This is a genomic window from Thioalkalivibrio sp. ALJ1 (genome assembly GCF_000745395.1).
Taxonomy (GTDB): Bacteria; Pseudomonadota; Gammaproteobacteria; order Ectothiorhodospirales; family Ectothiorhodospiraceae; genus Thioalkalivibrio.
Window position 1 is genome coordinate 1769748 of record NZ_KN050684.1, and the last position, 24201, is coordinate 1793948.

General features: G+C 66.7%; 24 protein-coding genes. 14 read left to right on the top strand and 10 right to left on the bottom strand.

Annotation, left to right across the window (positions count from 1 at the left end; genetic code table 11):
• Positions 1 to 37 precede the first annotated feature (37 nt).
• On the bottom strand, positions 38 to 976 hold the full coding sequence (gluQRS, locus tag F462_RS10700) for a tRNA glutamyl-Q(34) synthetase GluQRS (protein WP_026280145.1): 939 nt from the start codon (positions 974 to 976) through the stop codon (positions 38 to 40).
• Positions 977 to 1004: 28 nt separating this feature from the next.
• A complete protein-coding gene (dksA, locus tag F462_RS10705; protein WP_018140725.1) occupies positions 1005 to 1457 on the bottom strand; it encodes an RNA polymerase-binding protein DksA in 453 nt (150 codons plus the stop codon).
• Positions 1458 to 1625: 168 nt separating this feature from the next.
• On the opposite strand from dksA, the gene F462_RS10710 reads away from it, so the two are divergent.
• Complete coding sequence (locus F462_RS10710) at positions 1626 to 2390, top strand: HAD family hydrolase (RefSeq protein ID WP_038053985.1); 765 nt, start codon at positions 1626 to 1628, stop codon at positions 2388 to 2390.
• Positions 2391 to 2444: 54 nt separating this feature from the next.
• On the opposite strand, the gene F462_RS10715 is transcribed toward F462_RS10710, so the two are convergent.
• On the bottom strand, positions 2445 to 3152 hold the full coding sequence (locus tag F462_RS10715) for a MarC family protein (protein ID WP_038053987.1): 708 nt from the start codon (positions 3150 to 3152) through the stop codon (positions 2445 to 2447).
• A 414-nt stretch (positions 3153 to 3566) separates the two neighbouring features.
• Here F462_RS10715 and cysM point away from each other — a divergent pair, with 414 nt between their 5' ends.
• From cysM to kdsB, 9 genes are read left to right on the top strand one after another with little or no spacing between them, the layout of a single operon-like run.
• Positions 3567 to 4478, top strand: a complete 912-nt coding sequence (cysM, locus tag F462_RS10720; protein ID WP_038053993.1) for a cysteine synthase CysM — start codon at positions 3567 to 3569, stop codon at positions 4476 to 4478.
• On the top strand, positions 4475 to 5281 hold the full coding sequence (locus tag F462_RS10725; protein WP_038053997.1) for a 3'-5' exonuclease: 807 nt from the start codon (positions 4475 to 4477) through the stop codon (positions 5279 to 5281). The genes cysM and F462_RS10725 overlap by 4 nt, the downstream gene beginning before the upstream one ends.
• The gene (gene rlmD / locus F462_RS10730) at positions 5281 to 6603 is read left to right on the top strand and encodes a 23S rRNA (uracil(1939)-C(5))-methyltransferase RlmD (protein WP_038053999.1); all 1323 of its coding nucleotides are present in this window, start codon (positions 5281 to 5283) and stop codon (positions 6601 to 6603) included. Before F462_RS10725 ends, rlmD begins: the two co-directional genes overlap by 1 nt.
• Before the next feature lie 29 nt (positions 6604 to 6632).
• Positions 6633 to 7271, top strand: a complete 639-nt coding sequence (locus F462_RS10735; RefSeq protein WP_018140731.1) for a MotA/TolQ/ExbB proton channel family protein — start codon at positions 6633 to 6635, stop codon at positions 7269 to 7271.
• Entirely contained in the window at positions 7268 to 7696 is a 429-nt protein-coding gene (locus tag F462_RS10740; RefSeq protein WP_018140732.1) for an ExbD/TolR family protein, read from the top strand. The genes F462_RS10735 and F462_RS10740 overlap by 4 nt, the downstream gene beginning before the upstream one ends.
• 20 nt (positions 7697 to 7716) lie before the next feature.
• On the top strand, positions 7717 to 8859 hold the full coding sequence (locus F462_RS10745) for a glycosyltransferase N-terminal domain-containing protein (RefSeq protein ID WP_038054002.1): 1143 nt from the start codon (positions 7717 to 7719) through the stop codon (positions 8857 to 8859).
• A gap of 2 nt (positions 8860 to 8861) precedes the next feature.
• On the top strand, positions 8862 to 9884 hold the full coding sequence (lpxK, locus tag F462_RS10750; protein ID WP_038054005.1) for a tetraacyldisaccharide 4'-kinase: 1023 nt from the start codon (positions 8862 to 8864) through the stop codon (positions 9882 to 9884).
• 3 nt (positions 9885 to 9887) lie between these two features.
• Entirely contained in the window at positions 9888 to 10082 is a 195-nt protein-coding gene (locus tag F462_RS10755) for a Trm112 family protein (protein WP_018140735.1), read from the top strand.
• Positions 10083 to 10091: 9 nt separating this feature from the next.
• On the top strand, positions 10092 to 10859 hold the full coding sequence (gene kdsB / locus F462_RS10760; protein ID WP_038054009.1) for a 3-deoxy-manno-octulosonate cytidylyltransferase: 768 nt from the start codon (positions 10092 to 10094) through the stop codon (positions 10857 to 10859).
• A 201-nt stretch (positions 10860 to 11060) separates the two neighbouring features.
• On the opposite strand, the gene F462_RS10765 is transcribed toward kdsB, so the two are convergent.
• The 5 genes from F462_RS10765 to F462_RS10780 form a co-directional block, all read right to left on the bottom strand.
• The gene (locus F462_RS10765; RefSeq protein WP_018140737.1) at positions 11061 to 11921 is read right to left on the bottom strand and encodes a PA4780 family RIO1-like protein kinase; all 861 of its coding nucleotides are present in this window, start codon (positions 11919 to 11921) and stop codon (positions 11061 to 11063) included.
• Between the two features lie 182 nt (positions 11922 to 12103).
• Positions 12104 to 12259 carry a hypothetical protein gene (locus tag F462_RS13835; RefSeq protein WP_018874864.1) on the bottom strand — a complete coding sequence of 52 codons (156 nt, stop codon included), beginning with the start codon at positions 12257 to 12259 and terminating at the stop codon, positions 12104 to 12106.
• Positions 12260 to 12495: 236 nt separating this feature from the next.
• Positions 12496 to 15948: an AAA family ATPase gene (locus F462_RS10770; RefSeq protein WP_038054012.1), complete on the bottom strand. Its 3453-nt coding sequence runs from the start codon at positions 15946 to 15948 to the stop codon at positions 12496 to 12498.
• 7 nt (positions 15949 to 15955) lie between these two features.
• The gene (locus F462_RS10775) at positions 15956 to 17236 is read right to left on the bottom strand and encodes a metallophosphoesterase family protein (protein WP_038054015.1); all 1281 of its coding nucleotides are present in this window, start codon (positions 17234 to 17236) and stop codon (positions 15956 to 15958) included.
• Positions 17237 to 17384: 148 nt separating this feature from the next.
• On the bottom strand, positions 17385 to 18107 hold the full coding sequence (locus tag F462_RS10780; protein WP_038054017.1) for an HAD family hydrolase: 723 nt from the start codon (positions 18105 to 18107) through the stop codon (positions 17385 to 17387).
• 125 nt (positions 18108 to 18232) lie between these two features.
• On the opposite strand from F462_RS10780, the gene F462_RS10785 reads away from it, so the two are divergent.
• Positions 18233 to 18814, top strand: a complete 582-nt coding sequence (locus F462_RS10785; RefSeq protein WP_038054021.1) for a cytochrome b — start codon at positions 18233 to 18235, stop codon at positions 18812 to 18814.
• Between the two features lie 5 nt (positions 18815 to 18819).
• A complete protein-coding gene (locus F462_RS10790) occupies positions 18820 to 20418 on the top strand; it encodes an alkaline phosphatase family protein (protein ID WP_038054027.1) in 1599 nt (532 codons plus the stop codon).
• Between the two features lie 186 nt (positions 20419 to 20604).
• Here F462_RS10790 and fabA read toward each other — a convergent pair whose 3' ends face one another.
• The gene (gene fabA, locus F462_RS10795) at positions 20605 to 21117 is read right to left on the bottom strand and encodes a 3-hydroxyacyl-[acyl-carrier-protein] dehydratase FabA (protein ID WP_018140744.1); all 513 of its coding nucleotides are present in this window, start codon (positions 21115 to 21117) and stop codon (positions 20605 to 20607) included.
• Positions 21118 to 21511: 394 nt separating this feature from the next.
• Positions 21512 to 21826 (bottom strand): hypothetical protein, encoded by a 315-nt coding sequence (locus F462_RS10800; protein WP_038054029.1) that lies wholly within the window; start codon positions 21824 to 21826, stop codon positions 21512 to 21514.
• 211 nt (positions 21827 to 22037) lie between these two features.
• Between F462_RS10800 and F462_RS10805 the strand changes: the two genes are divergently transcribed.
• Entirely contained in the window at positions 22038 to 23372 is a 1335-nt protein-coding gene (locus F462_RS10805; protein WP_038054946.1) for a hypothetical protein, read from the top strand.
• A 110-nt stretch (positions 23373 to 23482) separates the two neighbouring features.
• A complete protein-coding gene (locus tag F462_RS10810; RefSeq protein ID WP_038054031.1) occupies positions 23483 to 24181 on the top strand; it encodes a TIGR04211 family SH3 domain-containing protein in 699 nt (232 codons plus the stop codon).
• The last annotated feature ends 20 nt before the right edge of the window (positions 24182 to 24201 follow it).

Below are 24201 nucleotides of genomic sequence, written 5' to 3' on the forward strand. Positions count from 1 at the left end.
GGGCCGATTGTGGTCGCGAGCGCGGCATGGCGGCAGTCTACCGCCTGTCAGGTCCAACGGGCAGGGTTGCCGACAGCGGCAGAAGATCGCGCAGGCCCGAGTCTCGCAAGCGGCTAAGGGCCTCGCTCAGCTGCTGTTCCGGTGTATCCGGAGTGGAGGGGTCGGAGGGGGCCAGTCCGATGCGGGTCAGGATCGCAGCCAGTTCCTGTCGCACGGCGTCCGTACGCACGCCGACGGCGCCAGTGGCCTTCGCCAGTTTGGCCCCGTCACCGGCCACCAGCACAGGATGGTGGGCATGCCGGGGTCCGGTATGCCCAAGGGCCTGGTAGAGCTGTAGCTGCCGGGGGGTGGAACCCAATAGGTCGATGCCTCGGACGACGTGGGTAATGCCCAGTTTCAGATCGTCGACCACCGTCGCCAGTTGATAGGCAAAGATCCCGTCGGCACGACGAATCACGAAATCGCTACCCAGGGCCTCAAGGTCAAAGCTCACGAGCCCCAGGAAACCATCCTCTACCTCCCAGTAGCGCTGCCGCGCCCGGGCGCGCACGGCCCGTGCCTCGCGCCCAGCGGGGAGCCCGTTACGGCAGGTGCCGGGATAGACCGGACCCTCCCAACCCGGTTGGCCAGTCGCGGTCAGGTCGCGCCGCGAGCAGGCGCAGGCAAACGCGTGGTCACCGTTCAGAAGGGTGTCCAGTGCGGCTTCATACGCCGGGGTGCGGTCGCTTTGGTGGGTCAGGGGGCCGTCCCAGCACAGGGCCAGGGCCTCCAGTGTCTGCAGGATCAGGGACTCGGCTGCGGGCCGCACACGCGGGCCGTCGATGTCGTCGATCCGAAGATGCCAGCGCCCGCCGTGATGGCGGGCGTCCAGCCAGGAAACCACTGCCGCTAGGAGTGAACCGGCATGGAGGGGCCCCGAGGGGGTCGGGGCGAAGCGCCCGACGTAGCCGGAGTCATTCCGGTGCGATGGGGTCACGGCCGAGGCCGAATGACCGTGGCGTGCTTTACGCCCGCTGCTTTTCCTTGATCTCGTCGAGCTGCTTGCAGTCGATGCACATGGTGGCCGTGGGGCGGGCCTCCAGGCGACGAATGCCGATCTCCACGCCGCAGGTCTCGCAGTACCCGTAGTCGTGGGTGTCGATCTTGCGCAGGGCCTCGTTGATCTTCTTCGACAGCTTGCGCTCGCGGTCGCGGGCACGCAGCTCCAGGCCGAATTCTTCTTCCTGCGTGGCCCGGTCTGCCGGATCGGCAAAGTTGGCCGCATCCTGGCGCATGTGGCCCACGGTGCGATCCACTTCCTCGGCCAATTCCTGGCGCCATGCCTGCAGCAGGCTGCGGAAATGGTCCAGCTGCTCCGAGTTCATGTACTCTTCGTCCGGCTTCGGCTGGTAGGGCGCAATACCCCCGGCGACCATGTGCTGGGTGGAGGGTTTGGCGGTCTTGTTGTCTGCAGCCATGCGGCCTTTCTCCGGCTGGAAAAATGAGGCGCACTTAGTACCAGAGTCCGGCGGGTTGGGCAAGTCCCGTGCCATGACAGCTTGCGCCCGGTAGCAATTGAGGATGCCCGCGAATCCGTGCATGGCCTGGAGTTTCAGTGAGATGGATAAGGACATGGAGAATACGGGATGACGCAATTGCAGGCGCTGATCATTGACGTGGACGGCACGCTGGCGGACACCGAACGGGACGGTCATCGCATTGCCTTTAACAAGGCATTCGCGGAGGCCGGTCTGGATTGGGACTGGAATGTTGCCCGCTACGGCGAGTTGCTGAAGGTGACCGGTGGTAAGGAAAGGATTCGCCAATACCTGTCCGAGGACCATCCCGCGATCCTCGAACAGGCAGGGATTGATGACCGAATTCGCGAACTGCACGCAGCCAAGACGCGCCACTACGTCGCCCTGCTCGAGACCGGTGCGATCCCGTTGCGCCCTGGGGTGCGCCGCTTGCTGGACGAGGCGGAGGCCGAAGGCCTGCGTCTGGCGATTGCGACCACCACAACCCCCGAGAATGTCACGGCCCTGCTGGAGGCCACGCTGGGGAAAGAGGGCCCATCCCGATTCGAGGTAATCGCGGCCGGCGATGTGGTGCCTGCCAAGAAGCCCGCCCCGGACATCTTTTCCCATGCGCTGAACGCGATGGATCTGCCCGCAAAGGCCTGCCTGGCACTGGAGGACTCCGATAACGGAGTGCGCTCCGCGCGGGGTGCCGGCCTGGAGGTGGTCGTGACCACCAACGATTACACGCGAGACCAGGATTTTGCCGGAGCAATGGCGGTTCTGGATGGCCTGGGTGAGGTGGATTCACCGGCCTGTGTGTTATCCGGCCCGGCGCTACCGGGCGCAGTGCTCGACATTGCCACCCTGCGTGACTGGTTCGCCAGAGCGTAGGGTCGGGCCCGCGTGGGCTGATCGCGTCCCAGGTGGGATGCGTACGCCATGGGGTCAGTCGTTGTCGCGTGGCGGGAGGCGCGGGTCCTCGACCTCGGTTTCGTCGAGCACCTGGGTGTCCAGAAGGAAGCCGACCGCTGCATCGCTCATACCATTGATCACGAATTGCACCGCCAGCACCGCGAGGATCAGGCCGAAGACCTTGGTCAGGATGTCCTTCCCGGTGTCGCCCAGGTACTGGACGATGTAGCGCGAATAGATCATCGCGTAGTAGCAGGCGACCATGCAGGCCAGTACACCGAGGAACACGAGCCCCGTGTGGTAGACCGTCGGGGCCTCGCTGGTCAGGATCATCACCGTGGCGATCGCGCCCGGGCCGCTCATGAACGGGATCGCCAGCGGGATCACCGAGATGTCCTCGGTCACCTGCCCCTTGTCGGCCTTCACCTCTTCGGCGGTCTCCTTCTCGGTCGCCCCCTTCTGCCGGATCATGCCGATCGCGATACCGAACAGGATGATGCCGCCGGCGATGCGAAACGCCGCCAGGGTGATCCCGAACAGCTGAAAGATCACCCCGCCCAGCAGCGCGAAGGCGAACAGCAGCGAGGTGGCCACCTTCACCGAGCGCAGTGCGATCGCCCGGCGCTTCTCCTCCGAGGCGCGCGGCAGCATCGCCGTGAAGATGAACGCCGTGGTCAGCGGGTTCACGATCACGAACACCGCCAGGAAGGTGACGACCAGGTATTCGAGCAACACAAGCATGTGTTCGAGCTTAGGCCGGAATCTGCAAGGTTGCGAGGTGGGATCGCGCAGGTGGTCGGGTCACACCGATCGCCACGGCGCGGCGCGCCTCGCGATGACAGTATTCTTTTCCGACGTCATTGCGAGGCCCCGCAGGGGCCGTGGCACAAAAGCGCGAAGCGCGTTGAACGGCCGCAGGCCGGCCCGAAGGGCGAGCGCAGCGAGTAACCTCCGGACGCAACCCCCAACGTCGGTCCTGGCAAGCGCCGAGGGCGCCCATGGAGATCGCCACGGCGCTGCGCGCCTCGCGATGACGGTGTCGCCTTCGCGTCATTGCGAGGAGCAACGCGACGAAGCAATCTCCATGGGAAGCCCCGACGCCGGACCGTCGCGTGCATGGGCAGGGACGGGGCCCGGTCGTTATACTCTGCGCGCATGAAGAAACGCCTGCATCCTGAATCCTTCCCGACCCTCGAGCACTTTGTCGGCAACACGCCGCTGGTGCGCCTGCAGCGCATGGCGGCGGATCTGCCATCCACCGTGCTGGTGAAGCTCGAGGGCAACAATCCCGCCGGTTCGGTCAAGGACCGGCCCGCGCTGAACATGATCCAGGCGGCCGAGCGCCGCGGGGACATCCAGCCCGGCGATACCCTGATCGAGGCCACCAGCGGCAATACCGGCATCGCGCTGGCGATGGTCGCGGCGATGAAGGGCTATCGCATGATCCTGGTGATGCCGGACAACATGTCCGCCGAGCGCCGCGCCTCGATGAAGGCCTTTGGCGCCGAACTGGTGCTGGTCTCGTGCGAGGAGAGCATGGAGGGCGCGCGTGATCTGGCCGACCGGATGGAGGCTGAGGGCAAGGGCCGGGTGCTGAACCAGTTTGGCAACCCGGACAACCCCGAGGCCCACTACATCGGGACCGGGCCGGAGATCTGGCGCGACACCGAGGGCACGGTGACCCACTTCGTGTCGGCGATGGGGACCACCGGCACCATCATGGGGGTGTCGCGCTATCTGAAGGAGCGCGACCCCAGCGTGCAGATCGTCGGCGTGCAGCCCACCGAGGGATCGTCCATCCCCGGCATCCGGCGCTGGCCGGAGGCGTACCTGCCGACCATCTTCGAGGCCTCTCGGGTGGACCAGACCGTGGACGTGACCCAGGAGGAGGCCGAGGACACCATGCACCGCCTGGCCACAGAAGAAGGCATCTTCGCCGGGGTCTCCTCCGGGGGGTCGGTGGCCGCTGCGCTGAGGCTCGCGGCGCAGACCGAAGGCGGGACCTTCGTCGCGATCATCTGTGACCGCGGCGACCGCTACATCTCCACCGGCGTGTTCCCGTCATGAGCGCCCCGGTCCTGATCTTCGATCTCGAGACCGTCCCCGACATCGACGGCGCCCGGCGTCTGCACGACTTCGAGGGCCTGAGCGATCACGAGGTGGCCGAGGCGCTGTTCGCCCTGCGCCGCGCGCAGGCCGGCACGGAGTTCCTGAAGCACCCGCTGCACCGCATCGTCTCCATCGGCGTGCTCTACCAGGGCGGCGACGCGCTGAAGCTCTCCGCGTTCGGGCGCGAGGGCGAGGACGGCCAGGCGCCGACCGAGGCCGAGCTGCTGCGCCAGTTCTTCGATGTGATCGACAAGCGCACGCCGCAGCTGGTCAGCTGGAACGGCGGCGGCTTCGACCTGCCGGTGCTGCACTACCGCGCGCTGGTCAACGGTGTGCAGGCCCCGCGCTACTGGGAGCAGGGCGACGACGATCGCGAGTTCCGCTACAACAACTACCTGTCGCGCTTCCACTGGCGCCATGTGGACCTGATGGACGTGCTCGCCGGCTTCCAGGGCCGCGCGGTCACCAGCCTCGACATGATGGCGAGCCTGCTCGGCTTTCCCGGCAAGCTGGGCATGGACGGCTCCCAGGTCTGGCCGGCCTGGCGCGACGGACGTCAGGCCAAGATCCACGACTACGTGGAGCACGACGTGCTGAACACCTATCTGGTCTGGCTGCGCTTCGAGTACATGCGCGGCAATCTGACCGACGCCGCGCTGGCCAGCCGGCAGCAGCAGCTGGCCGAGTACCTGGAGGCCAGCGGCGCGCCCCACCACCGGGAATTCCTCGACGCCTGGCAGCCGGCCGGCCGCACGGACTGATGGCACACATCGACAAGATCCCGTTCGAGGCCACCATCGAGGAGGTCACGCTGGACGGTCAGGGCGTGATCCGCCGCGACGGCAAGGCCTGCTTCATCCACGGGGCGCTGAAGGGCGAACGGGTGATGGCCCAGCAGACCGGGCGCAAGCGCCGCTTCGATTCCGCCGAGGTGGTCGAGGTGCTGGAGCCGGCCGCGGGCCGAGTCGAGCCGCCCTGCGAGTTCTTCGGCCTGTGCGGTGGCTGCAAGCTGCAGCATGCGTCGATCGAGACCCAGCGTACGATCAAGGAGCAGGCCCTGTTCGATGCCCTGGAGCGTATCGGCCACGTGACCCCCGAGGCCCGCTTCGAACCGCTGACGGACACCACGCTGGGCTATCGCCGGACGGCGCGCCTGGGCGCGAAGTACGTCCCGAAGAAGGGCGGGGTGCTGGTTGGTTTTCGCGAGCGCGGGAGTCCGTACCTGGCCGAGATGACCCACTGCGAGGTATTGCACCCGGCCGTGGGCCAGCGTATCCAGGCGCTGCGCGAGTTGATGGATGGTCTGCAGGCACGCGATCGTCTGCCGCAGATCGAGGTCGCGGTGGACGACGACGAGCGCGTGGCGCTGATCTTCCGCAACCTGGACCCATTGTCGCCGGCCGATACCGAGCGACTGTCGGCCTGGGCCGAGTCCGAGGGTATCCAGCTCTACCTGCAGCCCGGCGGCCCGGACACGGTGGAGCCGCTGGCCGGTCCCATCGAGCCTCTGGTCTACCGGCATCCGGACTACGGCGTGTCCGTACCGTTCATGCCGACGGATTTCATCCAGGTGCATGCGGGTATCAACCGCAAGATGGTCCCGCAGGCGCTGGCGACGCTGGATCTGCAACCGGACCATCGGGTGCTGGACCTGTACTGTGGCCTGGGCAACTTTACCTTGCCGCTGGCGCGCACCGCGGCCGAGGTAGTCGGGGTCGAGGTGGATGATGCGATGCTCGCGCGGGCGAGCAGCAATGCCCGCGACCAGGGCATTGCCAATACCCGTTACGAGCGGGCGGACCTGGACGACGTGGAGGCGTTGAAGAATGCCGCGTGGCTGGGCGAGCGTTTTGACCGGGTCCTGCTGGACCCACCGCGCACCGGTGCCGCCGCGGTGATCGAGGCCCTGGCGCCGAAGCACATCGAGCGCATGGTCTATGTCTCCTGCAACCCGGCGACGTTGGCCCGTGACGCCGAGCGCCTGGTGCATCATCATGGCTATCGCCTGGAGCGGGCCGGGATCATGGATATGTTCCCGCACACCGCGCACGTGGAATCCATGGCCGTATTCCGGCGCGCCTGACGCGCGCACCGCTACCCGAGGGGGATTGCATGCTGGAGATCGTACAAGCGGGCGGGTGGCTGATGCTGCCGATCCTGCTGTGTTCCGTACTGGCCGTGGCCATCGTGCTGGAGCGGTTGTGGACATTGCGCCGCTCGCGTGTGGTGCCACCGCGTCTGCTGACCTCGGTGTGGGAACAGATGCGCACGCAGGGGCTCAAGCTGGACGATATCCAGCGCCTGCGGGCCGGCTCGCCCCTGGGCGCGATCCTGGCGGCGGGGCTTGCGACCCATGACCGGGCCCGACAGATCACCCAAGAGAGCATCGAGGAGGCCGGTCGGCGTGTTGCGCATGAGCTCGAGCGCTACATGAACACGCTCGGCACCATTGCGATGATCACGCCGCTTCTGGGCCTGCTGGGGACCGTGGTAGGGATGATCGAGGTGTTCACCGTAATCACCGAGATCGGCGTTGGCAGTCCGCGTGACCTGGCGGGCGGGATCTCGCAGGCCCTGATCACCACCGCCGCGGGGATCGGCGTGGCCATCCCGGCGCTGGCCTTCCACCGCTACTTCCGCGGGCATATCGACGAGTTGGTGCTGGAGATGGAGCAGGAGGCCACCAAGCTGGTCGAGGTGATCCACGGCGAGCGCGAGGCCGGTGCGGTCGAGGGTGGGGCGAAGGCGTGAACTTCCGTACGCCACGCCGCCAGGAAGAACCGGGCGTCAACCTGACGCCGCTGATCGATGTGGTGTTCCTGCTGCTGATCTTCTTCATGGTTTCTACCACCTTCGATCAGCACGCGGACATCGAACTGACGCTGCCTTCAGCCGATCGCGAGGCCGAGGCGGTCGAGCGTGCGTGGATCGACATCGTGGTGGACGCGAACGGCAATTACTTCATCAACGGCCAGGAGTTGATCAACCGCCGCGCCGAGACTCTGGAGCGGGTGCTCTCCGAGGCCCGCGAGGGCCGTGAGGATGACCCGGTACTGATCCGCGCCGACGCCAACGCCAGCCACCAGTCGGTCGTGCGCGCCCTGGACGTGGTCGGCCGCCTGGGTATCACCTCGGTCTCCATCGCCACCTTGGGGAGTGGTGGTGAGGACGATTGATCAAGCTCCGGGGTGCATTCATGGCCGATGAGGCGGCGGGCTACGGGGACCGTCTGCTGCCGGTATGGCGTGCAATCTGGAAGGACTACAGGAAGGGCGACGGCAGCCGGGCCCGGGCCCGACGGGGGTTTCTGACGCCGCCCGCGGATCGTGGGCGGCTGATCTGGGTCAAGGCGGGGGGTACGCCGGAGGACGTGCGCCTGGGGATCGAGCTGCTCGGGGCGGTGCGTGACAAACGCCACGACGTGCGCATTGTCCTGACCTTCGAGCAGGACTACCCGGCGCTCTTCGAACGCCACATGCAGCCGTTTCGGAAGGTCGGGGTCGGTTATGGGCCCTGTGACCGGCCGCGAGTGGTGCGGCGGGTGCTGGAGCGGTTTCAGCCCCATGGCATCCTGCTCGCCGGCGGGCAGACCCCTGCAAATCTGCTGCGCTCGACGGCCGTCCCGGTGATTGCGGTCAATACGGCACCACCCGTCGGGACCGTACCCGCGGTCGCCGGGTTCTGGCCCGTCGATGCGAAAGCGGAGCAGGGCTGGCCACCGGAGGCTCGAGGGACGACCCTGCCTCCGGCGGATCCCCAGGCGCGCTTTGTCGAGGCGCAGGCCGATGTGGTCCTGCGCTCGCTGGTTGGGGGTCGTGTGGAGCGCCTGTGGTGGTGGCATGGCACGGCAGGCGACTGGCCAGCCTGGCAGGCGGCCTGGCAGGCGTCGGGCTGGGGCGGGACCGACATCCTGCTGGCGAGTCTGCACGATGAGCCCGAAGCACCGCGGTCCGAATTGCCGGGTGCCGATCTCGCGATCTCCGGCTGGGACCGGTCGCCGCTGGCGCCAGGCACGATCCTGCATCTGGACGACCGGCGCTGGCTGGCTGCGGCGGCCAGTGCGGCTCATGCGGTGCACCTGGCCGCACCCGACCGCCAGGCACTGTGGCAGGGCCTGGCCGGAGGTGCGGCGGTGAGCCTGGGCGAGGCGCCGGATGCCGAGGTACCCTGCCCGGTGCTGGACGCGCCCGATGCTGTGCTGGGGGCCTGGAACGACCTGCGCGACGATCCGGCGGCGCGGCGGCAGCAGGGCGATGAGGCCCGGCGGCGTTTCTGGGAAGAACGGCGCCAGGTGGATGCCAACTTTGATGCTGTATTGCAGCAGGTCTGGGACTGGTAGCCATGGGCTCTTTCCAGGCGTGGCTTGGGGCCCGGTTGTGGGACCAGTGGGGTCAGCGCGGACCGTTCGCGGCGGCCATGTTCCCGCTTTCGCTGGTGTATGCCGGACTCGCCGAGTGGAATCGCCAGCGTCAGGAACAGGCCCGGCGCGATATTACGATCCCGGCGAAGGCGGTGATCGTGGTCGGGAACCTGACCCTGGGCGGCAGCGGCAAGACCCCAATGGCGGTCTGGCTGGCCAAGCGCCTGCGTGCCGCTGGCTATCGTCCCGGCATCGTGAGCCGGGGGTATGGGGGTCGCGGTGATGTGGCCGGGATTGCGGTAACGCCCGAGTCCGACCCAGTGGTGGTCGGGGACGAACCGCTATTGATTGCCCGGCGCACCGGGGTGCCGGTGCAGGTGGACCGGGATCGTGTGCGCGGGGCGCGGGCGCTGACGGATCAGGGTGTGGACGTGGTGATCGCCGATGACGGCATGCAGCATCACCGGCTGCCGCGCGACATCACCATCCTGATGGTCGATGGGCGCCGTCGGTTCGGGAATGGCCTGTGTCTGCCGGCCGGGCCGTTGCGCGAGCCGAAGCGGGCGCGGGAACGGGCGGACTTCGTGATCGTCACGGGCGGCGAACCGGAACCCGGCGAGGTCCCGATGGAGCTGGTCCCTGCCAGCCGCCTGCAGCGGGTGGACGGGGCCGAGCAGTCGCGCAAGCCCAGCCGATATGCCCGGCGGGATGCCCATGCGGTCGCGGGAATCGCGGACCCGGAACGCTTCTTCCGTACCCTGGAGGCGGCGAAGATCGGTATCATTCGGCATCCGTTCCCGGATCATCACCGCTTCCTGCCGCATCAGATCCGTTTCGACGACGACCTGCCGGTTCTGATGACGGAGAAGGATGCCGTAAAATGCCGGTCGTTTGCGCAGGACAATCACTGGTACTGGCCGATTGCGGCCCGGTTGCCAACCACTTTCGAGCCGGCGCTGCTCGCGCGTCTGGAGACCGTCAGTCGGCTCAAACACCTGGGGTAATGCATGGACAAGCGTCTGCTCGATATTCTGGTCTGCCCGGTCACCAAGGGCCCGCTCAAGTACGACCAAAAGAACCAGGAGCTGATCTCCGTCTCGGCGGGGCTCGCCTACCCGATCCGTGACGACATCCCGGTCATGCTGGAGGACGAAGCGCGCACCCTTTCGGAAGACGAGAAGGAACGCTGGCGCGAGGCCTGAGTGCGCGGCATGACCGGTTTTGTCGTGGTGATCCCGGCCCGCATGGCCTCCAATCGGCTGCCGGACAAGCCGCTGGCAGCGGTAGCCGGGCGGCCATTGATTGCGCATGTGATCAGCCGGGCGCGGGAGAGTGCCGCGAGCCGTGTGATCGTGGCCGGGGATGATGAACGCATCCTGGAGGTCGCCCGCCAGTGTGGTGCGGAAGCCTTCCTGACCGATCCCGAACTGCCCTCCGGTACTGATCGGATCGCCGCGGTTGCGGCCGCCGAGGGCTGGGGCGACGAGTCGATTGTGGTGAATCTGCAGGGGGATGAGCCCCTGACCCCGGGGCCACTGCTGAATGATCTGGCGGCCCTGCTGGAGCAGACCCCGCAGGCGGATATGGCGACGCTGGGGGTGCCGATCCGCTGTGCCCAGGACCTCGCTGACCCCAACCAGGTCAAGCTCGTGACCGACCACCAGGGGCGGGCCCTGTACTTCTCGCGTGCCCCCATCCCCTGGGATCGCGAAGCCCATCGTGCGGGGGCGAGCCCGTCGCTGGATCAGGCGACCCGTCATCTGGGCCTCTATGCCTACCGCGCCGGCTTTCTCCGGCGCATGAGTGCCGAGCCGCCGGCGGCACTGGAACGGCTGGAGCAATTGGAGCAACTACGGGCATTGGCGATGGGTGCCTGGATTCAGGTGGGACGCCGGTCCGAGGCCCATCCCCCGGGCGTGGATACGCCGGAGGACCTGGATCGCGTCGACGCCTTCCTCTCCGGCACGACCCGGGTGTAGTGCGCTGACCGACTCCTGATCGGCCCTATCCTTCGCGGGCGGCGGAAATGCCGCTGATTCGGCCGGACTCGCCGCGATGTTCGCCTGCAAGCAGGCTCCTGCAAGGTCTTGCCCCACGTTGGAGCCTGCTTGCAGGCGAATGGACGTCAACGAAGCTTCGATCCTAACCAGGGTCGGGCCCGGAAATCGCAGGCCCGCGGTTTACTGGTTATCCGGGTGGGTTGGATCGAGCGCGGCCAGCTCGGCCTCGTGCTCCAGGCGCGCGTCCTCGATCTCGTCGAGCACGCCTTCGACGTCGGCGGTCTCTTCGCTGTGCTCGAAGTGGCCGGTCAACGGCGTTTCCGGCGTCAGATCGCCGTTGGCGAACAGCTCCCAAATCTCGTGGGCGTACTCCGTCTCCAGCAGCGCGGGAGCGGCCCGGCCGAAGGTCGCGCGCATGTTGTTCACATCGCGTTGCAGCATGCGGAAGGCGTTGTTGTTGCCGGCGGCATTGACGGCCTGGGGGAGGTCGATGATGACCGGCCCCTGCGCATCCACCAGTACGTTGTACTCGGACAGGTCGCCGTGGATCAGGCCGGCGCACAGCATGCGCTGGATCTGGCGAATCATGAAGGCGAACCATTCGCGCGCCTGATCGGCTGTCATCTCGACTTCGTGCAGCTGGGGCGCGGTGTTGCCGTCGGCGTCCAGGACCAGTTCCATCAACAGGACGCGGTCGAATACACCGTAGGGGGCCGGTACCCGTACACCGGCGTCGGCAAGGCGGTAGAGCGCCTCGACCTCGGCGTTCTTCCACTGGGTTTCCTCGACCTCGCGGCCATGACGTCCGCGCCGGGCCATGGCCCGCGCGTCGCGGCTGCCGCGGACCTTGCGGCCCTCCTGGTACTCGGCCAGCTTGTGGAAACCGCGATGCTTGGCTTCCTTGTACGCCTTGGCGCAGCGCGTCTCACCGCCGCTGCTGACGATATAGATGTTGGCTTCTTTGCCGCTTTGCAACTGGGCGAGGACGTCATCAATTACGCCGTCTTCGACGAGCGGCTGGAGGATCTTGGGGGTTTTCATGAGTGCGTACTGGGTCGGCGGGACGAAAGACGCCGACCCGGGGGGCCGGCGGCGCGTGTTCCAAAACTAGGGTAGAAAGACCTTGGGCTTGTGTTTTCCGCCTTGGCGGCGCGTTTTTCCATTAAGGCAACACTGCTCAGTGTTGCCTTATGTTCTTTTCGGCCTTCTTCTTGTTGTCACGCTTACGATCCATGGTCTTCATGGGGTGGATCCTCCGGGGCGCCGGATGCGCCATCCGGCTGGTTGCGTGCCCGTTTCTGCTGGCGCTTCTCTTCCTGCTTGGCGGCTTTCTTCAGCTCGCGCTGGCGTTTTTCGTATTGGTAGTTCGGTTTGGCCATAGGGCAGCAGGGTCTCCATTGAGGTTTCGCCAGCAAGGCGGGGGGGTCACGAATTGTGGTCTCTCCACAATAGCACCGAATCCTCGCGGCGGGGGTCAGCGCACATTGAAGGTCAAGGGCCGGTAACAGGAAGACAAGAAGCGTAAGCAGGTTCCTGATGGCATGACCGGGTGATCCTAAGCTCGACCACCATTATCTTCCTGTTCACGCTTTTCGGGCTTCCGTCATTGCGCCACTCAGGCGGGATGGAACAACGCGGTCTGGAGGGCGCGGGCCAGGGTCTGGCCTTCGGTGACGGCGGCTTCCGGTGTGGAATGGTGGGGCTTGAGGGTCGCGATCACGCGGTGTTCGAGTTCGACATCGGTCAGGACGGGGCTTGGGTCGATGTAGCCGTTATCGTTGAGCCATTCTTCGAGGCGCTCGCGGGCGCTGGTCTGGAAGCGCTTGACCGTGCCGTTTTCAAGCTCGCGCAGGAGGGGTTCGGCTGCGCCATTCAGTTGTGTGGCCAGGTCGGCGACCGCGTCAATGAAGGTCGCACTGACCGCCTCGGAGGCCTCCAGGGCAGCGCGATCCACCGGGCGGCCGCGACCCTGGCGCCAGGCGCGAATCCAGGCGCGGACGGCGTCGCTGCGTGCCAGAAGCATCTGTTGGTCGGTGGACTCCAACAGGGAATCGGCCGGGCTTTGTAACAGTGATTCCAGTGTGCCCAGACGATCCACGCCCAGTTCCAGCAAGTGGTGTAGCAGGTCCAGGCGGTCGCGCAGCAGGTGGAACAGGTGGATGCGGGCCGGGTCTTGCCAGCAGTCGATCAGCGGGACGCCGCCGATCCGCTGGGCATAGTCTTCGGGCGCATCGCGGCCGGGGGCGGGTACGGGGTTGGATTCCGGAAAGGCCAACTGTTTGTCGCTGGCCAATGTTTGCTGCCCCCAGCGGCGTGCGGCCAGATCGATGACCTCGACGTTGGAATCCTGCGCCTGCCAGTAACGGGCGTCTTCGGGTTGGGCGGTCAGGTAGAAGACCTGGCGGCCGGCCTCGTGGGCCAGTGCCTGCAGGCTTTCCGTCACGGCCCGAAAGCGATCCGGGTCGGCCGTGCCCAATGCCTCGTCGAGGAACAGCGGGAGCGCGCTGAGCCCGCGCTCGGCCTCCAGGGCGAAGGCGATGCGCACGGCCAGCAGAAGCTGCATGCGTGTGCCGCTGGAAAGCTCCGTGAGCGAGCGGGTGGACCCGCTGGCTGTCTCGCGGGCGGTGAACCGCGCTGAGGTGTGAGGCGAGAACTGCAGCTCGTACTGATGGCGGGTAAAGCGCTGGAACCACTCGCGGGCCTGGCGCAGGGCCGCGGGCTGCACCGACTGTTCGTGTTCGGCCTCGACCTGATCCAGCAAGAAGTTCCCGGCCGTGGCGAACAGGGCTTGATCCAGGCGCTCCGACAGGGCATCGCGGGCCTGTTCGCGTAGGGCGCGGGCGGTTTCCAGCTGACGCGCGTGGCCGGCATGGTCGATCGCGGCCTCGATGCGGGCGATCTCCTCGCTTAGTTGATCGCGGGCGGCCGCCTGGTCTTGCAGCGCCTGGAGCTTCGCTTCCAGAGCCTCCGCGTCGTTAGCCTCGACTTCCTCCAGCAGGTCCGGGCGGTCTTCGAGGTGGCGTCGGCGGTCGCGCTCGCGCTCGTGGACCTGACCCAACTTCGCGCTCAGTTCCTGCCAGCCTGGCCACTGGCGCAGCCGCTCGCGCAAGGTCGGTTCATCGCCATCTTCCAGACCGGCGTCCTTGTAGAGTGTGGCGATCTGTTCGCGGGTCCGGATCGCGTTGGCTTGCGCCCGCTCGAGGTCGCGCCGGGCGGCCTCTTTTTCGTGCTGCGCGGTGTCCCGCGTTTGCAGTCGTGCCGCAAGGCGATCCAGACGCTGGGCCAGGCTGTCGGCCGAGGGGGCCGGGTCTGGAGGGGCGACGGCATAGCGGGACAGAAAGGCGATGACGGGGGTCCGGGTGGTATCCCGCTCGGTCGCCAGGCGTTCCTGCTCGGAACGGGCCGCGTTCACGGCGTGACGGACCCGGTCGTGGTTTGCGCTCAGGTGGACCCAACGCTGCAGCGAGGCATCCAGGTGGCCGGGGTCGAAGCCGACCTGATGGGCGATGGCGCTCAGCCGTTCCTCTTCCTGGTCCCGGGCGGTGCGACGTTCCTGGAGTTCGCGTTCAAGTTGGGCGCGCCGCTCCGCCGTTCGCCGCCCGGTCTCTGCGGTTTCCAACTCCTGTTCCAGCAGGGTAAGGCGCTGGCGGACAGGGTCGGTCTCCCAGTCTGCGGGGGGTGTGAGGCCGGTATCACGGAAGCGTGCCTTTGCAGCCTCGCGCGGGATGTTGTCGGTCGTTGGGCGGACGAGGATGTACGTGCCCCAGGCGACTGGTAGCGCGAGTGCCGCGAACGCGAGGTGCACCAGCATCGCTGCCGTGCCGATCGCGGCGGCCGCGGCGCCCAGAGCGACCCCGGCGGCGAGACGGCGCAGGCCGGTCCAGGGTGCCGGGCTTGGAGCGCCCAACCAATGCAACAGCTCGTCGCGCCCGCGCCGCAGCGCGTCGACTGAGGGGAGGGTGTCCTCCTCCGGGGGCAGGCTCGCGAGTTCTTCCTCGCGCCGCTCGAAGCCGGCCCGTAGCGTACGCAGGGCCTCCAAGGCCTCTTCCACCCGGTGGAGCGTGTCCGGGTCCAGAGCGGGTGCGGACCCCGGTGTGCCGCCCAGGTCTTCGTTGGCCTGGTCCAGCGTCACCTGGGCCTCGTGCAGCTTGCTCGAGGCCTGTTCCAGCCGTCCTTCCAACTCCTGCAGCCGGCGCACCGCGGGGCGTTGGTCGTCCACCGCATCCGTGTCCAGCTCGAGGTCGTTCAGACCGGTTTCCTCGCGGCGCTGGCTGGCCTCCTCGAGGCGCTTACGGGCGTGTTGCTGTTCGTCCTCCAGACGCCGCAACTCGTCCTGCAGCGGGGCGAGGCGTTGCAGCTCATCGCCGCGAAGCACGTCCAGGCCGGGCGGGAAGGACACCATCCGGCTCTCGAGATCCCGGTGTTCGCGGCGGGCCCCCAGCAGGTCCAGGGCCCGCGCGTACTGGTCGGCCTCGAGCGCGGCGAGCTGGGTCTGCTCGCGTTGCGCCTTCAGGTCGTCCAGGCGCTGCTCGTCGCGCTGCAGGCCGCGCTGCTGCTGCGCACACTCGCGCAGTTCCTTTTCCGCAGCGGTCAGCGCTTGCGACTCGCTGCGCGCGTGGGTGGTCTTCAGGTTGAGCGCAGGATCGTCGCGCAGGGCTGGCAGGTCGTAGCCACCGGCCAGTTCGCGGGCCAGGCGTTGACCGATCTCCTGCTCGGTGCCGTGGTCGGCGTTCAGCAGGTCCTCGATGCGCAGGGTGTAGCAGTCGATGAAGCGAGCATCCGGCAGCGCGGGCGCCTCGATGCGCTCGCCATTGCGGGACCAGTACAGATCGGTCCCCAGCCGATGGGCCTGCAGCGGGCCTTCGTCTTCGACGAAGGAGGCCTCGATGTGGACGCCTGTCTGGCGCAGTTCCTGCGCATACAGCACCGCTCGCACGGCACGCACCAGGCTCGATTTCCCGGAGGCGTTGGGGCCGACTATCACGTTCACGCCGGGCCCCAGGGCATCCAGACGGAAGCCCGGGTGGATGCCCGGCAGCCGGACGATATCCAGTGAGTCCAGTTTCATGCCGCCCTCACGATTCGTGCTCGCGCTGGAGCAGGAGCCGGTCGAGGGCATGCAGGGCGGCGGCCTCCAGCTGGCGAGCGATGACCTCGTCATCGGGGGTGTCGGGGGCGAGGGCGCGATAGCGCGGGTCGTGAATCACCTGGGTGAGCGGTTCGCGGGCCTGGTCCAGCAATTCGCGGCGGGCCGTGGTGTCCGGGCCTTGCAGCAGTTGGAGCTTGCGGGCCAGCAGTGCAGCGGGGTCGCTGCCGGCGGCCAGCTCCTCGAGATCCACGGCAGGCACGGCGTCCAGGCGCCAGTCGTGGACGAAATACAACCTGCCCCCAAAGTCCTGCGGAGTGGTGCGTGGGTCGTCGGCATGCAGGCTGCGCTCCAGGGCATGGCGTTGATCGCTGCGCCCGGTGAAGCGCAGACGGCAACCCACGGCCGCGGGGCCGTGATTCCAGGTTTCCAGCTCGGCATTCAGGGCTTCCAGGGCCTCGGTCACGCGGCGGTGGATGTCGGCCGCTTCCTGCAGGCCATCCACGGCGATCTCGAGCGTATGCCAGTACAGCGGTGCCAGTGGAATCTGCTCAATGGCCAGGTGGCCATCCGGGTTGATCTCGAGACACCAGGGTCCGTGGCGGCCGGGCTCGCCCGGGTCCATGCCGGTCAGGGAGCCCAGATAGCCCATCGGTCGCGGTGCGGCGAGTGAGTCGGGGCGGTGGATATGGCCCAGCAGCCAGGCCTCGACTGGGGCCGCCTCCAGGTCTCGGCTGCGCACCGGGGCGTGCGGGCTGCGGGACTGGTCGCGGTCGCAATGCAGCAGGCCAACGGTGGGGCAGTCGGTCGCCTTGGGGAAGTCGCCCTCCAGCGGGCTGGTGGTGACGCGTGCATCGGGGAACGACCAGCCGGCCACCCGCAGGCGCTCACCGTCCTCGCGGTGCAGGTCGCGGGTCTCCCACTGTCCGCCGGCGCCCAGCAACTCGAAGGCAGGCAGGGATTCGGCGAGCCGTGGAAGGACCTGCACATCGTGATTGCCGGCAACGCCGAGTACACGTATGCCCGCCTCGGTCAGGCGTTCGACCCCTGCTCGGAGGTCGCGGTAGGCCTCGTAGAAGTCGTCTTCCTGTTCGACCACGTCGCCGGCCAGGAGCACCGCGTCCATGTCCTGTTCCACGGCGTAGTCGACGGTGCGGCGCCAGGCAGCGGCCGGGCTGAGGTTCGCGATACCCAGCGCCTCGTCCACCGCCGGCGGGATGCGCGAGGGCTGGCGGCCGAGGTGGATATCGCCCACGCACAGGAGCTTCATGGACGCGGGGAGGCAGTCGGGGTCATGGGCGCAGTTTGGAAGAATCGTGGGGTAAAGCCAATCCCGGAGCATGGGATGGGTCCCTTCATCGGTTCTGCCCTTGTGGGAGCCTGCAAGCAGGCTCCCACGGGTGTGGTCGTGCGCGGGGTCAGGTTTCGAGGCCGAGCTGGTGGGGGAGCTGGCCGAGGCGGCCGAGGGTCAGGCAAGGGCGAGGGTGACCGTGCTCCCAGGGCAGGGATTGCGGGTTGAACCAGGCGGCGCGGAAGCCGGCCTGCAGGGCGCCCAGCACATCGGCGGTGCTGTCGTCGCCGACGTGGAGGATGGCCCCAGGCGTCACGCCCGCCTGCTCGCGGGCCTGGTGGAAGATGCGCGGGTCCGGTTTGGCGGCCCCGGCCTCGCCGGCGGCGATCGCAAAATCGAAATGGTGCCCCAGCGGTGTGCGAAAGACATCGGCGTTGCCGTTGCTGATCGCACCGAGCCGGAAGTGCCGACCCAGTTGTTCGAGGACATCCTGCGCCTCGGGGTAGGGCGTGACCTCGTTGCGCGCATGCCAGAACACCTCGAAGCCCTCGCCGGAGAGGTGATCCGGACAGCAGCCGCAGGTGTCGGCTAGCTCGCGCAGCCATTGTTTGCGCAGGCGGGTGAGGTCATGTCGCTCGTGGGCGGGCGCGGCGCGTATGAAGGCTGTGCGCGCCTGGATCAGCGCTTCGGCGTCAAACCGTTCACAAACGGCCGGGGCATGCTCGCGAAGCCAGGCATAGAACCGCGCCTCGGCGTGATGGATCACCGGCATCACCGGCCACAGGGTGTCGTCGAGGTCGAACGTCAGGCACCGGATGCCGGACAGGTCGGGTGGATTCTTCGGTAGCATGCCCGTAGCTTAGCGGCGCTGCGCGCCTTGAGGGGCATGCCGCCAGTGGGGTTGGGGAAACCCTTCCGGTTGCGATCAACGAACACCCTCTGCATTTTGAAGACCGGTTTGAGTGGGAGCAGGATATGGATACCGAAAATGCCCAGCGTTGGCCGCGCTACGCCCGCAGCCAAAGGGTCCTGCACTGGTTGATCGCTGCCCTTGTGCTGGGTGCGCTGGTACTCGGCGGAACGATTGGCTGGTTTGGGTTCGAGGGGTTGCAGGAGCGATTTGGAGCGGCGGGGACGGACCGGATCTATACCTGGCACAAGTCCTTCGGCGTGCTGATCCTGTTTCTGATGGTGGCGCGAGTGGGCCTGCGCCTGCGTCATGGCAAACCGCCTTACGCCATGGCGCTGCCGCGGGCTCAACGAATCGCCGCCGAGTCCGTACACGGTCTGTTGTATGTGCTACTCATCGTGATGCCGGTCATCGGCTGGTGGGCCACCGCTGCCGGCGGCTACCCCGTGCAGTTGGGTCCGTTGTTCCTGCCCGGGTTGTTCCCGGAGAACGAGGCGTTGTCGGAGGTCCTGTTTGGCTGGCACCGGGCGTTGGGCATTGCCATTACCCTGCTGGCGCTGGGACACATCGCGGCGGCGTTACATCACGCGCTGGTGCGTCGGGACGGTGTGATGCAGCGGATGACTTTCGGCGGGTATCGGTCCTGACCGTCATGCTGCGCTTGCTACTGGTATTGGCGGCGCTGAACATCGTCCTGCTGGCGCTTGAGGTCCCGCAGTACGCGGCCTTCGGCGGGCACTGGCTGGCATGGGAGGCGTTGTTCCTGACCGGGCTTTTTGCCCTGCTTCCGGCGGGCCGTTTGGCCCGCTTTCTGGCCTGGGCCGCTGGTTTGATACTGCTCTCTCTGGTGGTGCTGACCCTGTTTGACGCCCTCACCCGGGCCAGCCTCACACGCCCCTTGAACGTCTGGCAGGACTGGATCCTGCTGGATGCGGTGTACCGTCTGGTCACCGGCAATCTCGGCCTTCTCGCCACTATTTTGCTGGGAATCGCGCTAGTGGTGGGCTTGATGGCCGTGATCTGGGGTGCCCACCGCGGTCTGTTCGCACTTTCATCGGGCGGCTCGAGATGGCAGCGAGTGCCAGCGGCCGCTGCGGCGGGCCTGCTGGTCGCGGGATTGGTCGGGACCCTGGCGGACCTGCGTGGCGTTGCGCCTCCCGGGACGGTGGCGCCTGGCGCGGGACTGGTAGCGCAACAGGTGGCTGCCGCACAGGGCGCCGCCGCCGATAATCGCCGCTTCCGTGATGAACTGCAGCGTTTGTCCCACGAGGCCACTGCGCAACCGCTCCCGGGACTCTCGGGGGTGGACGTGACGCTGGGCCTGATCGAGTCCTATGGGGTCTCGGCGGTGTTCGACGATCGCTATGCGCCCGTCATTCGTCCCGTACTCGACGCGCTCAAGGCCGATCTGGAGGCCGCCGATCTGCACGTGGCGACCGGAGTGCTGGAGGCGCCGATTGCCGGCGGACAGTCCTGGTTGGCACAGGCCTCGCTGCTCGCCGGCCTGCAGGTGCGCTACGCCGGGCATTACGCGGCATTGCAGACACAACCGCGCGACACGTTGGTGCAGGATTTCCAGGAAGCCGGGCATCACACCGCGATGCTGGCCCCGGCCATTCAGCTCGACTGGCCCGAAGGGCGTTGGTTTGGCTGGGACCGGATCGTCGATATGCATGCCTTTAACTACGCGGGCCCGCCCTTCTTCTGGGTGACCATGCCGGATCAGTACACTTGGTCGTTCTTCGAGGAGCGGGTGCGGGCCCCGAGCGATGAGCCGGTCTTCGCCATGCTGGCGCTGGTGAGTTCGCATGCGCCGTGGACACCAATCCTCCCCGTGATCGAGGACTGGGACACGATCGGCGATGGTGAGGTGTTCCACGAATGGGCCGGGAAGGGGCCGACGCCGGAAGCCCTGTGGCGGGACTTTGATCGGGTGCGGGAGTACTACGCGGAGTCGGTGCGCTATTCGCTGGAGGTCACCGGAGCCTATGCGGTGCGGCATGTCGATGACGAGGCGCTGTTCTTCATGCTGGGGGATCATCAGCCGGCCGCCCTGGTCACTGGCCAGGACGCGAGCTGGGCGGTGCCGGTGCATGTGATCTCGGGCGATCCAGAGTTGCTGGAGCCGTTCCGCGAGCGCGGCTTTGTGCCGGGGATGCAGCCCCCGTCCGAGTTTGCCGAAGACGGGTTTGATGCCCTGCGAGGCTGGCTGCACGACGCGTTCGGCGCGTCCTCCGAAGTGGATGGGTGACTCCGTCTGCCTGGTAGTGGCTGGTCCTGGTTCGTCCTCCGGTGTTTGTGTGGACCGAAGGCACCGTAAACACAGAGGCCGAACCAGGACCAGCCACCGCGAGGCACGCGGCGGGTCGGAGGCAAGGAAACGTGGGAGGACAAAGAACACCGGCTCCCGCGCTCGCGATGGCGGAAGCCGGTGGGACTAGAAGTTCTCGGTGGAGGTGAACAGGCCGACGCGGAGGTCGTGGGCCTCGTAGATCGGCCGCCCGTCGACCTTGACGATGCCGTCGCCGATGCCGAGCACCAGCTTGCGCGAGATCACCCGCTTCATGTCGATGTGGTAGGTGACCTTCTTGGCGGTTGGCAGGACCTGACCGGTGAACTTGACCTCGCCGACGCCCAGGGCGCGGCCGCGGCCTGGGTTGCCCAGCCATGCCAGATAGAAGCCGACGAGCTGCCACATGGCGTCCAGTCCAAGGCAACCGGGCATCACCGGATCGCCGGGGAAGTGGCAGGCGAAGAACCACAGATCGGGATGGATATCCAGCTCGGCGATCATTTCGCCCTTGCCGTACTGGCCACCGTCGCTGTTGATCTCCAGCACGCGGTCCATCATCAGCATGTTGGGGACCGGTAGCTGGGCATTGCCGGGGCCGAACATGTTGCCGTGGCCACAGGCCAGGAGTTCGTCGCGATCGTACTGATTCTTCTGCATGGGAGCGCCGCTCGGGGAAAAGGCCGGTATTGGACCGAAACCCGCGCACAAAAGCAATTGCGGCGGGTTTCGGTGGCGCGCTGATGGCCCTTAAGGAGACGCTGATTGAATCGCACGTCCGCGTTGGCATCCCAGGTTTTCCGAGACCAGGAGCGGTCCGCAGCCGGTAGTTGGTTCTACCGGCAAGGGCCGCAACGCCGGATCGGGGAACCTGGGGTGTCAATCCCACAAGTCATTGAAACCAGGAGCTCGGCCGCCCGTTGTTGATCAAAACGGGCGTGGGAACGGCGTTGCGGTTCCCTTGTGCAGAATGACTGCACGGCAGTCACCGCGCCTTGTTCGCACGCAAAAGCGACTCGAGCGCGAGCGTGCACAGTAATCAGTGTTTCCTTAATCAGGCGTCGGAGGGATACCGTAGCAGTTCGGCGAGGGTAAAGAAGCGATCGCCGCGCAGGTAACCGGCCTGGATGTCGGCGACCAGTGCCCCTGGGCGGCCCTTATTGTCGCGTTCGGCGACCCAGTGTGAAGGGACTGTATCCAGGATGTGGGTGCAGGCCAGACGGCCATCTTCTAGGTGGCTGGCGTGTACTTCGCCGGTTTGGCGGTCGCGAAAGGCCGGAAGCCAGCCGGCGGTGAAGCCGGCATCCAGCCAGGCGGGATTCTCGGTGCGGGCCGGTAGTGGGGCTGGCAGAAGGTCGAGGCTGAGCATCGCGAAGTCTCCGGGGATTTAAGTCGAGTATCGGCGTCAGTGGCACAAACTTGAGACTAAGATCCACGGGTCTGGTCGAGAACGGGCATCTGCGGGGATGATCCGACATAATCGGCGGGCCGTATGGAGTTCGGAGTTGCGCTGGGGATGGCGGGCACGGACCATGAGGTAAAAGAACAACAAGCAAGGGGTTGCCGTGGCCGTCACTGTGTTGCTTTGGGTGCTGGGGGTTGTTGTCGCGATTGTGGTGCTGGACCTGGCACGGCGACCCTTGCGGAGGTTGTTGGTGGGGGTGACGGGTGGCGCTACACGCCTGGTTTGCGCCTTACGGCGCCAGGTCCTGCACCTGCGCGACGCGGCCTTGCGCTGGCACCACACCCATCTGGCGCGCCTGGAGGCGGAACGTGTGCATGTGGCGGTCCATGCCCTGGAGCGGCGCTATGGGCATCTGGTGGGGCATGACCTGGCGGAGATCCCGGACCTGCGCCAGCAGGTGCACGAGACGCTGCGGGAGCTGGAGGATGCATTTACGCGTGACGAGGGACGTCTGTCCGCCGAGCCGGCCTGGGTGAGTCGGCTGGAGGCGCTGATCAGCACGCCGGTAAGCAATAATCCTCAGGGTCAGCGACTGGCGCATGACATGCAGGAAACCGTGTTGCGGATCGCGCGACTGGGGATGGAAGAGCACCGCCAGATGGCGAGTGGCTTGTTGTCAGCCCGGCGCCGGATGGAAGCACCGCTGCACGAGCTGACCGCGCGGCTGGAACAAGTACACCGGAGGCTGGCGGACCTGCAGCGTCAGGGGGAGCGGCTGGACAATGGGCTTGCACGGTGTGAGAGCCGTGATCATCCAGCACAGCGGCATTTGCCAGCATATGCCCAGGCCGGTAGCCAATGGCTGCTGGGCGTCGCCGGACTCGTGCTGACCGGGGCCGCAGTGGTGGTGTATCAGCGTCTGTTCGATCCGGCCCTGGGCGCGCAGTTTCCGGCCTCGGTCGAGGCCGGAGGCGTCGCCTTCCCGGATCTTGTGGTTGCGATCTTGCTGGGGACCGCAGCGGTCAGCGGTTGGTTGTTGGCCGAGGCACGGGGGGCTTCAAGGTTGTTGCCGCAAGCCCTGATGGACGGCAGCGAGGGTGTGCGCCGGGCACTGGTGGCCGTTGCGGTCGGGGTGTTGGCCGCAATCGTGCTGATCTCCGGTTTGGGTGGTTTTCACCTGGAGTGGGTGGCCTATCGTCAGGAGCTGATGGCGACTCTATTGGAAGGGGAGGAATCCCCACCATTGATGCTGGACCTGTTCGAGCAGTCCGTAGGGGCGCTTCTCGGGCTGGTGATTCCGTTGATTGTGGCGTTGGCGCCCGTGTGGCTGGTGGGGGTACTGCAGGCGACCCGGGTAATGCTGGGAGGGCTTTTGAGCCTGCTACTGGCCCTGCTGGCCGGGGTGTTGTATCTGCTGGCGGTGACCGCGGCACAGATCCGCCGATTGTTGCCGGTGGTCTTTGATCTGATCACGTTCCCGTCTCGAGCGGTGCGCGAACGCTTTGCGTGAAACATACGTTGCCGGGAATGTGAACTCGATCAACACCTGACATGCGCCGCCCACTCGGCGGTCGATTCGCGCGGTAGAATGCGGCGCCGTTGATCCCGACTAATCAAGAGATGGCAGCAGACATGACGATAAGAGGGTGGCCGATGCGCGCGCTAGCACTGGTTCTGGGTGGTTTGCTGGTGTTGGCTTGGAGTGGCGCCTCCGCGCAACAGACCCGGTACGTCAGCGAAGAGCTGGAAGTGGGTGTGCGCGGTGGCCCGTCCAACCAGAACCGAATCATAAGTTCGGTGCGTGCGGGGCAGCCGCTTACGGTGATGGAGCAGTCCGGCGATGGCTGGAGTCGGGTGCGACTCCCGAGTGGAACGGAGGCCTGGATCCTGACACGCTATCTGCAGGACGAGCCACATTCGCGGGAACGGTTGGAAGAAGTCGAAGCCGAGCTGGCCGAGATCCGGTCAGGATCCGATGACCAGGAAGGCCGGATTGCGGAGCTGCTGGATCAACGCAATGCCCTGACCAGCGAACGTGACGAGCTGCAGGGACAGATCGGGGATATGGAAACCGAGCTGGATGAGTTGCGCGAGATTGCGGCACGCCCGCAGGAGATCCAGCGCGAGAACCGTCGTCTGGAAGAGGACCTGATCGAGGCGCGCGACTCGGCCGACGAGTATCGCCGCCAGGTCGAAGTGATGCAGGCCGACAGTCAGCGCAGGTGGTTCATGACTGGGGCCCTGGTGACCGTGGGCTCGGTCATCCTCGGAATCATCCTGACCCGAATCCCCGCCCGTAGGCGCCGCAGCGACTGGTAGACGCCAGAGCGACTGGGTTT

What these genes read in the sequence shown, in the direction of transcription:
- cysM (WP_038053993.1), top strand. Translation starts at nt 3,567, where the DNA reads ATGAAGAAACGCCTGCATCCTGAATCCTTCCCGACCCTCGAGCACTTT.
- F462_RS10755 (WP_018140735.1), top strand. Translation starts at nt 9,888, where the DNA reads ATGGACAAGCGTCTGCTCGATATTCTGGTCTGCCCGGTCACCAAGGGC.
- dksA (WP_018140725.1), bottom strand. Translation starts at nt 1,457, where the DNA reads ATGGCTGCAGACAACAAGACCGCCAAACCCTCCACCCAGCACATGGTC.
- F462_RS10800 (WP_038054029.1), bottom strand. Translation starts at nt 21,826, where the DNA reads ATGCTCAGCCTCGACCTTCTGCCAGCCCCACTACCGGCCCGCACCGAG.
- fabA (WP_018140744.1), bottom strand. Translation starts at nt 21,117, where the DNA reads ATGCAGAAGAATCAGTACGATCGCGACGAACTCCTGGCCTGTGGCCAC.
- F462_RS13835 (WP_018874864.1), bottom strand. Translation starts at nt 12,259, where the DNA reads ATGGCCAAACCGAACTACCAATACGAAAAACGCCAGCGCGAGCTGAAG.
- F462_RS10735 (WP_018140731.1), top strand. Translation starts at nt 6,633, where the DNA reads ATGCTGGAGATCGTACAAGCGGGCGGGTGGCTGATGCTGCCGATCCTG.
- F462_RS10775 (WP_038054015.1), bottom strand. Translation starts at nt 17,236, where the DNA reads ATGAAGCTCCTGTGCGTGGGCGATATCCACCTCGGCCGCCAGCCCTCG.
- F462_RS10790 (WP_038054027.1), top strand. Translation starts at nt 18,820, where the DNA reads ATGCTGCGCTTGCTACTGGTATTGGCGGCGCTGAACATCGTCCTGCTG.
- F462_RS10710 (WP_038053985.1), top strand. Translation starts at nt 1,626, where the DNA reads ATGACGCAATTGCAGGCGCTGATCATTGACGTGGACGGCACGCTGGCG.
- F462_RS10780 (WP_038054017.1), bottom strand. Translation starts at nt 18,107, where the DNA reads ATGCTACCGAAGAATCCACCCGACCTGTCCGGCATCCGGTGCCTGACG.
- F462_RS10785 (WP_038054021.1), top strand. Translation starts at nt 18,233, where the DNA reads ATGGATACCGAAAATGCCCAGCGTTGGCCGCGCTACGCCCGCAGCCAA.
- F462_RS10810 (WP_038054031.1), top strand. Translation starts at nt 23,483, where the DNA reads ATGGCAGCAGACATGACGATAAGAGGGTGGCCGATGCGCGCGCTAGCA.
- F462_RS10765 (WP_018140737.1), bottom strand. Translation starts at nt 11,921, where the DNA reads ATGAAAACCCCCAAGATCCTCCAGCCGCTCGTCGAAGACGGCGTAATT.
- kdsB (WP_038054009.1), top strand. Translation starts at nt 10,092, where the DNA reads ATGACCGGTTTTGTCGTGGTGATCCCGGCCCGCATGGCCTCCAATCGG.
- F462_RS10770 (WP_038054012.1), bottom strand. Translation starts at nt 15,948, where the DNA reads ATGAAACTGGACTCACTGGATATCGTCCGGCTGCCGGGCATCCACCCG.
- lpxK (WP_038054005.1), top strand. Translation starts at nt 8,862, where the DNA reads ATGGGCTCTTTCCAGGCGTGGCTTGGGGCCCGGTTGTGGGACCAGTGG.
- F462_RS10745 (WP_038054002.1), top strand. Translation starts at nt 7,717, where the DNA reads ATGGCCGATGAGGCGGCGGGCTACGGGGACCGTCTGCTGCCGGTATGG.
- rlmD (WP_038053999.1), top strand. Translation starts at nt 5,281, where the DNA reads ATGGCACACATCGACAAGATCCCGTTCGAGGCCACCATCGAGGAGGTC.
- F462_RS10725 (WP_038053997.1), top strand. Translation starts at nt 4,475, where the DNA reads ATGAGCGCCCCGGTCCTGATCTTCGATCTCGAGACCGTCCCCGACATC.
- F462_RS10715 (WP_038053987.1), bottom strand. Translation starts at nt 3,152, where the DNA reads ATGCTTGTGTTGCTCGAATACCTGGTCGTCACCTTCCTGGCGGTGTTC.